9 protein-coding genes are annotated in these 13,459 nt (G+C 66.5%); 7 read left to right on the top strand and 2 right to left on the bottom strand.

The window, feature by feature from the left end; genetic code table 11:
• Positions 1–6: 6 nt before the first annotated feature.
• From ACZK45_RS18130 to ACZK45_RS18110, 5 genes are all read left to right on the top strand, one after another.
• The gene (locus ACZK45_RS18130; protein ID WP_049463657.1) at positions 7–696 is read left to right on the top strand and encodes a response regulator transcription factor; all 690 of its coding nucleotides are present in this window, start codon (positions 7–9) and stop codon (positions 694–696) included.
• Positions 689–2,080 (top strand): sensor histidine kinase N-terminal domain-containing protein, encoded by a 1,392-nt coding sequence (locus tag ACZK45_RS18125; protein ID WP_478445896.1) that lies wholly within the window; start codon positions 689–691, stop codon positions 2,078–2,080. Before ACZK45_RS18130 ends, ACZK45_RS18125 begins: the two co-directional genes overlap by 8 nt.
• Complete coding sequence (locus ACZK45_RS18120) at positions 2,077–3,132, top strand: ABC transporter substrate-binding protein (RefSeq protein ID WP_121504409.1); 1,056 nt, start codon at positions 2,077–2,079, stop codon at positions 3,130–3,132. The genes ACZK45_RS18125 and ACZK45_RS18120 overlap by 4 nt, the downstream gene beginning before the upstream one ends.
• A 180-nt stretch (positions 3,133–3,312) precedes the next feature.
• Positions 3,313–3,897: a hypothetical protein gene (locus ACZK45_RS18115; protein WP_146257004.1), complete on the top strand. Its 585-nt coding sequence runs from the start codon at positions 3,313–3,315 to the stop codon at positions 3,895–3,897.
• Positions 3,866–4,516 carry a response regulator gene (locus ACZK45_RS18110; protein ID WP_005414428.1) on the top strand — a complete coding sequence of 217 codons (651 nt, stop codon included), beginning with the start codon at positions 3,866–3,868 and terminating at the stop codon, positions 4,514–4,516. Before ACZK45_RS18115 ends, ACZK45_RS18110 begins: the two co-directional genes overlap by 32 nt.
• A 518-nt stretch (positions 4,517–5,034) precedes the next feature.
• Here the strand turns inward: ACZK45_RS18110 and ACZK45_RS18105 are convergent.
• Both ACZK45_RS18105 and ACZK45_RS18100 read right to left on the bottom strand, forming a co-directional pair.
• On the bottom strand, positions 5,035–7,677 hold the full coding sequence (locus ACZK45_RS18105) for a hybrid sensor histidine kinase/response regulator (RefSeq protein ID WP_478445037.1): 2,643 nt from the start codon (positions 7,675–7,677) through the stop codon (positions 5,035–5,037).
• A gap of 66 nt (positions 7,678–7,743) precedes the next feature.
• Complete coding sequence (locus tag ACZK45_RS18100; protein ID WP_071228137.1) at positions 7,744–8,913, bottom strand: OprO/OprP family phosphate-selective porin; 1,170 nt, start codon at positions 8,911–8,913, stop codon at positions 7,744–7,746.
• Positions 8,914–9,245: 332 nt separating this feature from the next.
• Between ACZK45_RS18100 and ACZK45_RS18095 the strand changes: the two genes are divergently transcribed.
• Together ACZK45_RS18095 and ACZK45_RS18090 are read left to right on the top strand one after the other, a co-directional pair.
• Entirely contained in the window at positions 9,246–10,589 is a 1,344-nt protein-coding gene (locus tag ACZK45_RS18095; RefSeq protein WP_049398388.1) for a dicarboxylate/amino acid:cation symporter, read from the top strand.
• A gap of 230 nt (positions 10,590–10,819) precedes the next feature.
• Entirely contained in the window at positions 10,820–13,111 is a 2,292-nt protein-coding gene (locus tag ACZK45_RS18090; RefSeq protein WP_032129106.1) for an NADP-dependent malic enzyme, read from the top strand.
• Positions 13,112–13,459 lie beyond the last annotated feature (348 nt).

Here is a 13,459-nt window from a genome sequence, read left to right as displayed (position 1 = left end):
GTGCCCATGCGCCTGCTGCTGGTCGAAGACAACCCGGATCTGGCCGATGCGATCATCCGTCGCATGCGTCGCAGCGGCCACGCCGTGGACTGGCAGGCCGATGGCCTGGCCGCCGCCAGCGTGCTGCGCTACCAGAGCTTCGACCTGGTGGTGCTGGATATCGGGTTGCCCAAGCTTGATGGCCTGCGCGTGCTGGCCGGCATGCGCGAGCGCGGTGACAGCACACCGGTGCTGATGCTGACCGCGCGTGATGGCATCGAAGATCGCGTGCAGGCGCTGGACGTGGGTGCCGACGACTACCTGGGCAAGCCGTTCGATTTCCGCGAGTTCGAAGCGCGCTGCCGCGTGCTGCTGCGACGCGCGCGCGGCCAGGCCAGCGAAGTGGTGCAGATCGGTGGCTTCCAGTTCGACAATGCCGCGCACCGGGTCAGCCTCGACGGCGAACCGATCGAACTGCCGAACCGCGAGTACCGGCTGCTGGAGATTCTGGTCGGCCGCCTCGGCCAGGTGGTCGGCAAGGATGAGATAGGCAATGGCCTGTTCGGCTTCGACGATGAAGCCGGCCCGAATGCCATCGAGCTGTATGTGGGGCGCCTGAGAAAGAAGCTGGCAGGTGCACCGCTGCGCATCACCACGGTGCGCGGCGTTGGCTACCTGCTGGAAGCCAGTGATGACAGCGCCGACGCCGATGGCTGACGCGCGGACCGCGAACGCCGCACCGGGCTCGCTGCGGCGCACGCTGCTGCTCTACCTCGGCGCGTTGCTGGCGGTGTTCGCGGTGGCTCTGCTGTTTGCCGCGCGCGGCTATGGCCAGCGCGCCGCCAACCGTTCCTACGATCACCTGTTGGTGTCCTCGGCGTTGTCCATTGCCGATTCGGTGGCCCTGGTCGATGGCCAATGGCAGGTCGATCTGCCCTATGCGGCGCTGGACCTGCTGGCGATGGCCCCGGAAGACCGCGTGTTCTATCGGGTCGCCGACAGCCGTGGCAACCTGATCACCGGCTATGGCGACCTGCCGGCGCCGCCGCGCCGGTCCGGCACGCAACCGCAGCTGTTTGATGCGGCGTACAGTGGCGAGACCGTGCGCTTCGTGGTGGTCGGCCGCAGTTTCGCCGCCGCCTCGGCGCAGGGCGAAGTACAGGTGCAGGTCGGCCAGACCCGGCTTGCGCGCGAAGCGGTCGCGCAGGACATGGTCAACCGCGCACTGCTGGCGATCGGTGTGCTGTCCGGCCTGCTGCTGGCGCTGGTGGCCTTTGGCGTGCATCGCGCATTCCGGCCATTGGTGCGGGTGGAACGCGAGCTGTCACGCCGCGAGCCCTCTGACCTGAAGCCGCTGGATGCCCGTGTACCGCGCGAGATGGACCAGATGGTGGCGGCGTTGAACCGCTTCATGGAACGCCTGTCCAGCAGCAACGAGACCTTGCGTGCGTTCATGGCCGAGGCCGCGCACCAGATGCGCACGCCGTTGGCGGCATTGCGTGCGCAGGCACAGCTGGCGCTGGATGACGACGATCCCGAAGACATGCGGCGCAGCCTGCAGGCGATCGAGCGCAACGCCACCCACATGAGCCGGCTGTTGAATCAGTTGCTCAGCGATGCCAGCGTGATCCATCGTTCGCATCTGCAGCGCTTTGCTGCAGTGGATCTGGCCGAGACCGTGCACCAGGCCCTGCATGAAGCGCTGCCGCAGGCCGGCCCGGCGCCGCGCGTGCAGCTGGCGATGACTGCCGAGCCGGTACAGGTGCATGGCGATGCGCTGCTGCTGCGCGAGGCGATCAAGAACCTGGTCGACAACGCGTTGAAGTACGGTGGTGATGGGCCGTTGCAGATCGCATTGACCGTGGAAGGCGGGCAGGCCGTGCTGACTATCGCCGACCACGGTGCCGGCATTGCCGCCGCCGATGCCGAACGCGTGTTCGAGCGCTTCGCCCGTGGCGAGGGCGCGCCGTCCGGCGGCGCCGGGCTTGGCCTTGCCATCGTCAAGCGTGTGGTCGACAGCCACGGTGGCCGCATCGACCTCAGCAATCGTCCTCAGGGCGGGCTGATCGCCACCATCCGCCTGCCCCGGAGCAGTCCATGATCCGCCTGTTCACTGCTGCCGTTGCCTTGCTGCTGGCCCTGCCGGTGCTGGCTGCGCCCGGCGATGTGCGCCGTTTTCCCGCACAGGCAAAGACCACGGCGCAGCTGCGCATCCACGGCACCACCGACATCGAAGTGTTCGCGGTGGTCATCGCCGACTACCAGCGGCTGCACCCGGGCACCGAAGTGGTGTACGAGGACATCATCACCCAGGACCTGTACGCGCGGTACCTGCACGACCGCGGCGGACCGGCATCGCCGGACCTGCTGATCTCCAGTGGCATGGACCTGCAGACCAAGCTGGTCAACGATGGTCATGCACTGCCGCACCGCTCCGCGCAGACCGCCGCGCTGCCGGCCTGGGCGCAGTGGCGCAACGAGGCATTCGGCATCAGCTACGAGCCGGTGGTGATGGTCTACAACACCCGTGCACTGCCGTCGGCGAAGGTGCCGCACACGCGCCGGCAACTGCTGGACCGGTTGCGCGCCGAAGGCGCACCGCTGCGCGGCAGGGTCGGCACCTATGACATCGAACGCAGCAGCGTCGGCTACCTGCTGTCAACGCAGGATGCGCAGCGTGGCAGCATCGCCGGTGCGCTGCTGGGCGCGCTGGGCGACAACGACGTGGTGCGCGAGGAGCGCACCGGCGTGCTACTGGATAAGGTGGCCAGCGGACAGCTGTCGCTGGTCTACAACGTGCTCGGCTCTTACGCGCAGGCGCGCATCGACGCGGGTGCTCCGCTGGCGATTGTGGAACCTGAGGACTACACGCTGGTGGTACTGCGTACCGCGGTGATTCCACGCACCGGCCCACACCCGGAAGAAGCCCGGCGCTTCCTCGACTACCTGTTGTCGCCGCGTGGCCAGCAGGTGCTGTCACGCGAGGCACGGCTGATGCCGATCGTGACCGGCAGCGCACGTGGCGACGATGCGCCCGGCCGCAGCCGCCGCCCGATCCAGCTGGGTCCGGGCCTGCTGGTGTACCTGGATGCACTCAAGCGCCGCCAGTTCCTCGATGCCTGGCGCAGCAGCGTGGAGCCGGCAGGGCGCTAAACCTAGGTGCCATTCCCGCCGATATCCTGTTTCCAGTCGTGTGAGGAATGATCATTGGGAAGGCTGAAGGACAACTTCGAAGACGTGGAAATGATTGGCTCAGGGGTCATGCGTAGCATTCACTGGGCCCGTACAACGGCGGTAAGGCGAGTCCTTCTAGTTATAGGCTCCTCGGTGGTTATGGTCGGCCTGTACCTTTTGCTAATCAATCATCTGAGCTCGTATCAATTGGAGCGAAGTGACTATCGAGCCAAAGCGGCTAGCCAGGACTATGACGCGATTCAATATGCGGAGTTGCTGGACCTGATCGATGAATGCCTGGCTCCACGTAATGCTGCGCTGGCGGGATTTGCCTGCAGGGCAGCGGACCTGAAGTACTCCGAGGTCCAGCGGGGATCGGCTGTGGTAAATCGAAAAGAGGTTCTGGAGAGAGGTGACTACCCTCGGATGCGGATTGACGTCCGGTCGGCGCAGCGATTGTTGGATCTTCAGCGCATTGGTAGCGTTCCTTCAACCCTGCGTGAGGATCTGTACGAGGTGATGCGCAGTACGTATGGCAAAGTTGGAACAGCCCTACTGATCGGTGTCCTGTATCTGACGATCTGGTTGGTGCCGCATTTTCTTAATTACAGAGAGTCTACACAGCAGTCGCGGCAGCCCTTTCTGGGGCATCGACTGGCCGGCGAAGCAAATGAAGAAGGTATTCCCTTTGGTGACATGCCAAACTTGCCCCATGAGCGAATACACCATCCTGATCGCCGATGACCACCCGCTGCTGCGTTCGGCGGTGGTGCAGTCATTGCGGCAGAGCCTGCCGCTGGCGCAGGTGCGCGAGGTCGCCAGCGCCGAGGCATTGGCCGAAGCCCTCGACGCGCACCCGGACGTGGACCTGGTGCTGCTCGACCTGACCATGCCTGGCGCACACGGTTTTTCCGCGCTGCTGCACGTGCGCGGCTCGCATCCGGACATTCCGGTGGTGATCCTCTCGTCCAACGACCATCCCCGTGTGATCCGCCGCGCGCAGCAGTTCGGTGCTGCCGGTTTCATTCCGAAGTCGGCCCCGGCCGAGACCATTGGCGAGGCCGTGCAGGCGGTGCTCGATGGTGGACTGTGGTTCCCGGCGATGGCCGCCGAGCGCTCGGAGGCCGATGCGCTGCTGGCCAGCCGCCTGGCCCAGCTGACCCCGCAGCAGTTCCGCGTGTTGCTGTGCCTGGCCGATGGCCTGCTCAACAAGCAGATCGCCTATACGCTGGGATTGGCCGAGAACACGGTGAAGGTGCATGTCACCGCGATCCTGAAGAAGCTCGAATGCCATAGCCGCACGCAGGCGGCGGTGCTGGTGAAGGCGCTGGAGCCCGAGGGCGACGCCGGCATCGGGTTGTAGTTTCCAGCCAACGGCGCAGCCCCTCGTGGGTGGGTTTGGGTTGGTCGCTGAAAGCAGAAGCCGCGAGTGGGCCGGTCGGGGAGGGTGCGCGGGGGACGCCGTGAATCCGTCCCTGGAGGCTTGGCAGCCGCATCCATGCGGCTGACACCCCCGCGCACCCAACCCGACCGGCCTCTGACAGATTTCGGTGGCCTGCCACCCACGGAGAAGAAAAAAGATCAAAAGCAAAAGCAGGCTGTCAGGCCGCCTTTTGTAGAGCCGAGCATGGGCTCGGCTTTACACGAGCAAGCGCAGCGCGCGATCCGCTTTTGATCTTCTTTTTCTTCTCCGTGGGTGGACGCGCACGGAACTTGTCCGTGGTCGGGTAGATGGGCTGCGCAGGGGCGTGAGCCGCATGGATGCGGCGACCGAGCTTACAGGGACGTACTTGCAGCGACCCCTGCGCAGCCCATCTACCCGGCCTCACCCATGAACCGCGTTACGCCTCCACCCACGAGGGGCTGTGCCGTTGGCTGGAATCACCCGCGATGCCGGATCAGCAACTGACTCATCAGCGCCCGCAGCGCCGGCGGCTTCACCGGCTTGGCCATCATTCCCCAGCCACGCTCGGCAGCCATCTCACGCAATCCCGCATCGCGCTCGGCAGTGACCAGCACCACCGGCGGGCGGGCCTGCCACAGCTCTGCCAATGTCTCGTACAGCACCGGGCCGTGGTGGTCACCCATGCGCACATCCAGCAGCACCAGCTCCGGCACGGTTGCCGTCGTGGCCAACTGCAGCGCTGCCTGCGGGCCATCGGCCAGCAGCACCTCGCAGCCCCACCGCTCCAGCAGCGCGCGGCTGGCCGCGCACACGTGCGGATCGTCATCGATTACCCACACACGGCGCCCTCGCAGCGGGTTGTCCGCCGCCGGTTCCTGCGCCAGCACCGGCGCGGGCGCGGTGGCGGGAATCGCGCTGGCGTCGCCGAACGGCACGCCCACAGCGAACACGCTGCCCTGGCCCAGCTGCGAGCGCAGTCGGATCGGGTGTCCGAGCAGGCGGCCGATGCGGTCGACGATGGCCAGGCCAAGCCCGGCACCGCGCTGCTGGCCGTCGTGCAGGCGGCGGAATTCCTCGAAGATCTCGCCCTGCAACGCATCGGGGATGCCGGGGCCCTGGTCGTGCACTTCGATCCACAGCAGGCCCTCGCGGCGGCGGCAGCCGAGCAGCACGCGGCCACGTTCGCTGTAGCGCAGTGCGTTGGACAGGAAATTCTGCAGGATGCGGCGCAGCAGCGCTTCATCGCTGACCACCACCGCATCGGTATCGACCCAGTCCACCACCAGGCCACGTGACTGCGCGGCGATGCCGAATTCGCGCGCCAGTGTCTGCAGCAGCGGCCCGAGCCGGAACGCCTGCACACGGGTCGGCAGGCTGCCCGATTCCAACCGCGCGATATCCAGCAGGCTGTTGAGGATCGCATCCTGCGCGGCCAATGCAGCGTCGATGTGATCGCTGGTCTGCTGTTGCGCCGGGTCGCTCAGCTTGCCGCGCAGCACCGAGACGAACATGCGTGCTGCGTTGAGCGGTTGCAGCAGGTCGTGCACGGCCGAGGCGACGAAGCGGGTCTTGTAGCGATTGGCCTGCTCGGCTTCGCGACGTGCTTCGTCCAGGTCGTGGGTACGTTCGGCGATGCGGTGTTCCAGTGCATCGGCCAGCGAGCGCAGTTCGCGTGCAGCATTCTTGTAGCTGGTGATGTCGGCGTAGCTGGTGACGAAACCGCCGTCGGGCAGCGGGTTGCCGCGGATCTCCAGCACCGTACCGTCGTCCTTCTCACTTTCGCGCATGTGCGGACGGCCGCTGCGCAGGTGGTTGAGGCGACGCTCGATGGCCTCGTCGACCGGGCCGGGACCGAGCAGGCCACGGCGTGCGTTGAAGCGGAACAGTTCCTCGATGGGCCGCCCCACGCGCACCAGGTCCAGCGGGAAACGGAACAGTTCCAGGTAGCGCGAATTCCATGCGACCAGACGCAGGTCCCGGTCGATCACCACCACGCCCTGCGGCAGGTGTTCAAGGCTGCGGCTGAGGCCGCTGTCGGCATCGGTGGCGGCCTGCAGCAGGCCATCCTGTGCGGTGCGCAGTTCCTGTGCATGCTGCTTGAGCAGGGTTTCCAGCTCGCGGCGGCTGCGCAGGCGATGCTTGGCCAGGCGCCGGCGCTGCTGTATGAACAGCACCAGGAAGCCCAGCGCCAGCCATGCGGCACCTCCGGTAAGCGCGGCCGCACGGCCGGCGGCGGTGGCGGCACTGGCGTCGTGCAGCAGGTGCAGGTTCCAGTCTTCGGCCGGCAGCGCAAGGCTCTGCCACAGCATCGGCTGCGGCAATGCCGGATCCAGCAGGCGCACCATGCGGCCGCCATCGGCCAGTACATCCTCGGTACGTGCGCGCAGTGGCTGCAGGGTGCGATCGGCGTACTGGCGGGCGTCCAGCATCTCGCGGCGCTCATCGGCGCCCAGTGGGCGCAGCAGGCGGTAGCGCCAGCTGTCACGGTTGGCCAGGAACACCACGTCGTGGTCGTCGCTGGTCAGCACCACGTCAGGGCTGCTCAGCCACTCCTGCTCCAGTGCCGACAGCTCGACCTTGATCACCACCACGCCGAGCCGCCTGCCGTCTTCCTCGATGGCCTGCGACAGGTAGTAGCCGGGCACGCCGGTGGTCATGCCGATGCCGTAGAAGCGGCCGCGGCCCTGGGCCAGCGCCTGGCGGTAATAGGGACGATAGCTGTAGTTCTCACCGACGTTGGTGGTCGGCTGGTCCCAGTTGCTCGCCGCCACCGCCACGCCATCGTGACCGACCAGGGTCAGGGTCGAGGCACGGGTGACTTCATTGGCGCGTTGCAGCTTGAGGTTCAGCCGCTGCCGTTCGGTGGGCGAGGGCGGTACGCGCAGCGCGTGCAGCAGATCCGGATCCAGTGCCAGTACCTGCGGCAAGGTGCCGAAGCGGTCGATGCGCTGCTGCAGGCCCTGGCCATACAACTGCAGCTGGCGTTGTACCTGGCTGCTTTCCTCACCGAGGGCGCGCCGCCAGGCGTAGTGGCCGGCGGCGACCGCACACAGCACGGTGCCGCCGACCATCACCGCGATGGTCAGCAACAGCATCCGGTGGCGGCTGAGCCAGTACATGGCGGCAGTCTACGCAGGGCCGGCGGGCGTGGCGTACACGCCCGCCGGGATCTGACGTGGAAGGGGTCAGAAGTGCATCTGCGCGCGCAGTTCGAAGATCTCCGGCGTGCTGTGCACGCCGCGACGGCTGGCGTCGACCTTGACGTAGTTGGCCTGGAACTTGAAGTGGCTGGTCAGGTACCAGTTCGCACCCAGAGTGAGGTCGTGCTGGCGGCCGCCGAGGATGCTGCCATCGTCGAGGTCCATGCGGCTGTAACGGGCCACCAGTTCCACCGCGCCGTAGTCGTGCGCCGGCTTGATGTTGGCCACCGCACCGGCGTTGTACGGGCGCGATTCGCCGGTCAATACCCAGCTGGCCATCGCGTACTGGCCGCTGCCGGTGTAGTCGGGCTTGCCGTCATGGCGGGTGACCGTGGCGCGCAGGGCTTCGGCCTGCACCGAGAACGGGCCGCGGATCCAGATGCCTTCCAGGCCGGTGCGGCGGATCTGGTCGGCGGTGACCAGCGCGCCGGAATCGACATAGCGGATGTCGGTCAGGCCGGCTTCCGGACGTGCGCGCAGGCGCGCGCTGGCCTCGTGGTGCACGTCGCGGCCATCGCTGTAACCGCGCGGATTTTCCTGCGAGTAGGCCAGGCCCAGGTGGATCACGTCACCCGGCGCCTTCACCGGGGTCCACACCGCACGCACGGCCTGGGTGGTGCCCGGGTTGTCACCCTGCAGGTCCTTGCCGCCATAGGCGCCGGCCTGCAGCAGGTACTGCGGGCGCTCCAGCACCCATTCCACGCCGGTGCGGCGGCCTGCGTAGAAGGCCTGCACCGGCAGCGCGGTTTCCAGGAAGCTGCCGGCGCGCGAGGACGTGTTCGCGTCCAGACCGACCGGGGTCTTCATGTAGCCGAAGCGGAAGCGGCCGATGTCGCGGCCGAAGAAGGCCTTGCTTTCGAAGCGCACGAACACGTCCAGCCAGGTATCGGACTGGAAGTCGTAATAGACCATCGCGTCGTAGACGCCCTTCTTCTTCAGCGTCGCACCGAACTCCTTGCGGCGCACGGCGTCGTCGTCCTCAAGGCCACTGCCCGAGGAGAAATCGTTGTAGTCGTAGGCGATGTTGGCGGTAGCGGCCAGCTCGGTGCCGTCGCCGAAGGCGTACTTGGTCGGCCAGTTGTCGAAATCGGCAGCCGAAGCGAAGGCGGGAAGCGCGGCCAGCGACAGGGCCAGCAAGGTGGGAATCGGGCGCATGTTGGGTGCGGCTCTCTCAGATTGCGTGTGGACAGGACAACAACGGCCGCAAGGGCCGGAACTTTCGCAATGACGCGCCCGGCCGTTCAGCTCGGGCCACCGGCCTCCCCGTGATCGGGCGGTGCGGCGCCAGTGTAGGCATCGCGGCCACCTGAACCGGGGGGCTAGTACCAATAGGTTATCTGCGCCAGCGTGCCCGGCGCGTACAAAGGCGTCCATTGGTCGCACCCCCTGCGCGTGCTGCACAGGGCCTGCGGTCAGTTTCCACGGTAACGGTTCCCGTGCAGTCCCGGGGCCGTACGTGCCTGAAAACGCCCCTTCCGGAGTCCGCCATGCACATCCCGACCGCAGCACCGGTGCCTGCAAAGCCGTTGCCGATCTATCGCCAGCTGTACTTCCAGGTGATCGTGGCGATCGTCCTGGGCGCCATCCTCGGCCACTACGAACCGTTGATCGGCGAGAAGATGAAGCCACTCGGCGATGCCTTCATCAACCTGGTGAAGATGATCATCGCACCGGTGATCTTCCTGACCATCGTCACCGGCATCGCCGGCATGACCCACCTGCGCACGGTGGGCCGCGTATTCGCCAAGGCGATGGCGTACTTCCTGTTCTTCTCCACGCTGGCGCTGATCGTCGGCATGATCGTGGCGCACGTGGTGCAGCCCGGCGCCGGCATGAACATCAACCCGGCCGAGCTGGACCAGACCGCGGTGCACAGCTACGTCGAGAAGTCGCATGACCTGACCCTGGTCGGCTTCCTGATGGACATCATCCCGAAGACGCTGCTCAGCGCGTTCGTCGATGGCAACATCCTGCAGGTGCTGTTCGTGGCCGTGCTGTTCGGCATCGCGCTGGCATCGGTGGGCGAGAAGGGCAAGCCGATCGTGAACTTCCTGGAGGCGCTGGTCGCCCCGGTGTTCAAGCTGGTCCACATCCTGATGAAGGCCGCGCCGATCGGTGCCTTCGGCGCAATCGCCTTCACCATCGGCAAGTACGGTGTTGGCTCGCTGATCAACCTGGCCTGGCTGGTGGGTTCGTTCTACCTCACCGCCTTCCTGTTCGTGGCGGTCATCCTGGGCCTGGTCTGCCGCCTGTGCGGCTTCTCGGTGTTCAAGCTGGCGCGCTACCTGAAGGCCGAACTGCTGCTGGTGCTGGGCACCTCCTCGTCGGAGTCGGCGCTGCCGTCGCTGATGGAGAAGATGGAACGCGCCGGCTGCAGCAAGTCGGTGGTGGGCCTGGTGGTCCCGACCGGCTACTCGTTCAACCTGGACGGCACCAACATCTACATGACCCTGGCGGCGCTGTTCATCGCCCAGGCCACCAACACCGAACTGACCCTGGGCCATCAGATTGCCCTGCTGCTGGTCGCCATGCTCAGCTCCAAGGGCGCGGCCGGCGTCACCGGCGCCGGCTTCATCACCCTGGCCGCCACCCTGGCCGTGGTGCCGGAGGTGCCGGTGGCCGGCATGGCGCTGATCCTGGGCGTGGACCGCTTCATGAGCGAATGCCGCTCGCTGACCAACTTCATCGGCAATGCCGTGGCCACGGTGGTGGTCTCGCGCTGGGAGGGGGCGCTGGACCGCAACCGCCTGAAGCTGGCGCTGGACGGCCGCGAAAGCGAACTGCCGCCGCTGATCGATGCCGTGCCCGAGGCGCTGCCGGCCAGGGGCTGATCCAGGTGTGTGGTACCGCGGGGCCGATCACGACAGTGGTACGGCCCCGCGGCGTTTCAAGGCGTCCCATGGCTGTCATGGGACGCACCGAAGCTGGTGTCGCGGTACCGTCGCATACGGCACGGAATTGTGCGGTCGCAGCATGCCTGCGACAGGATAGCGACAGGTCCAGACGCTCCAACGGGGGTATCATCCCCTGTCCCTTCTGCCCATTCATGTAACCCACATCGATGTCCAACGAAGATTTCAAACAGGCCGCCCTCGATTACCACCGGATGTCCCCGCCGGGAAAGATCAAGGTTTCCGCTACCAAGCCCATGCTGACCCAGCGCGACCTGTCGCTGGCGTATTCGCCGGGCGTGGCGTACGCCTGTGAAGCGATCAAGGCCGACCCGCAGCAGGCCAGCGAGCTGACCGCCCGTGGCAACCTGGTGGCGGTGATCTCCAACGGCACCGCGGTGCTGGGCCTGGGCAACATCGGCGCGCTGGCCGGCAAGCCGGTGATGGAAGGCAAGGGTGTGCTGTTCCAGAAGTTCGCCGGCATCGATGTGTTCGACATCGAAGTGGATGAAACCGACCCGGACAAGCTGGTCGACATCATCGCCTCGCTGGAGCCGACCTTCGGCGGCATCAACCTGGAAGACATCAAGGCACCGGAATGCTTCGTGGTCGAGCGCAAGCTGCGCGAGCGCATGAAGATCCCGGTGTTCCATGACGACCAGCACGGCACGGCGATCATCGTCGGCGCAGCGGTGCTCAACGCCATGGCGATCACCGGCAAGAAGATCGAGGAAGTGAAGCTGGCGACCACGGGCATGGGCGCAGCTGGCATTTCCTGCGTGAACATGCTGGTGCAGCTGGGCCTGAAGCCGGAGAACATCCTGGCCTTCGACCGCGAGGGCGTGATCCACACCGGTCGTACCGACCTGGACCCGGAAAAGCAGCGCTATGCGCGCGACACCGACAAGCGCACCCTGGCCGAGATCGTCGACGGCGCGGACATCTTCCTGGGCCTGTCTGCGCCGGGCATCCTGACTGCCGACATGGTCAAGACCATGGCGCCGGATCCGGTGATCTTCGCGCTGGCCAACCCGACCCCGGAAATCATGCCGGAACTGGCGCGCGCCGCCCGTCCGGACGCGATCATCGGCACCGGCCGTTCGGACTACCCGAACCAGGTCAACAACGTGCTGTGCTTCCCGTACCTGTTCCGTGGTGCGCTGGACGTGGGCGCGACCGCGATCAACGAGGAAATGAAGATCGCCTGCGTGCGCGCCATCGCGGCGCTGGCGCGTCGTGCGGCCACCGACATGGGTTCGGCCTATGGCGGCGAGACCCCGAGCTTCGGTCGTGAATACCTGATCCCGCGCCCGTTCGACCGCCGCCTGCTGGTGGAGCTGTCGGCCGCCGTGGCCCAGGCCGCGATGGACTCGGGCGTGGCCTCGCGCCCGATCGACGACATGGGCGCTTACCGCGACAAGCTGGCCCAGTTCGTCTACCGCACCAGCCTGATGATGAAGCCGGTCTACGACCGCGCGCGCAGCGACAAGCAGCGCGTTGTGTATGCCGAGGGCGAAGAGGAAGTGGTGCTGCAGGCGGTGCAGAACGTGGTCGATGACGGCCTGGCGCACCCGATCCTGATCGGCCGCCCGGAAGTGATCGAGTCGCGCATCGAGCGCCTCGGCCTGCGCCTGAAGATCGGCGAGAACGTTGAAGTCACCAACATCAACGACGACCCGCGCTTCAACGAGTACTGGCAGTACTACCACGGCCTGACCGGCCGTCGTGGCGTGACCGTGGCCGCGGCGAAGAACCTGATGCGTTCGCGCCCGACCCTGATCGCGGCAGTGATGGTGGCCCGTGGCGAAGCCGATGCGATGCTGACCGGCATCGTCGGCCGCTTCCACAAGAAGCTGGGTTACGTGCGCAGCGTGCTGCCGCTGGAGCCGAAGGTCACCTCGACCTCGGCGATGACCGGCGTGATCAACCAGCAGGGCGTGTTCTTCTTCGTCGATACCCACGTGCAGGAAGACCCGACCGCCGAGCAGCTGTGCGAAGCGACCCTGCAGGCGGCCTACCGCATGAAGCTGTTCGGCATCGAGCCGAAGGTGGCGCTGCTGTCGCACTCCAACTTCGGCAGCCACGATTCGAAGGACGCGCTGAAGATGCGCCAGGTGCGCGAGCTGCTGCTCAAGCGCAACCCGCGTCTGAACGTGGACGGCGAAATGCAGGGTGACACCGCATGGGACGAAGCGCTGCGCCAGAAGCTGCTGCCGGGCTCGACCCTGCAGGGTCGCGCCAACCTGTTCGTGCTGCCGAACCTGGAAGCGGCCAACATCGCCTACAACCTGGTGCGTGTGTTCACCGACGGCGTGGCGATCGGCCCGATCCTGATGGGCGTGAACAAGCCGGTGCATATCCTGACCACCAGCGCGACCTCGCGCAGGATCCTGAACATGACCGCCATTGCGGCGGTGGATGCGCAGATCCGCAAGCAGCTGGAAGCGGAAAAGAAGGCGTAAGCCTTCTTTCCAGCGTCAGCTGCAGAAGCGCGCCCCCCGGGGCGCGTTTCTGTTTCCGCAAAGCGGAAACGGGTAGTGCCGGCCGCTGGCCAGCAACCGCAATCATGTCCACCACCACCGCAGCCGGCCAGCGGCTTACTACCGCCCGCCGGCCTGTGCCACACGCGCTACGCCGCCCGGTCATGTCCCTGCAACGCCGTTGCGGCCCAATACGCCCACGCGGCCCGGCCGTGGGAAGGGACCGGACCGGCCTTCCCACCCTGGGCCCGACCAACTTTTCATGGGCGAGGGTGTCATGCGCAATCGAGTGACGCGGCGGTACTTCCAGCAGCTGTTCGCGCTCTACGC

The organism is Stenotrophomonas sp. 63632_Sma (genome assembly GCF_056482875.1).
This window is presented reverse-complemented; position numbering and strand designations above follow the sequence as displayed.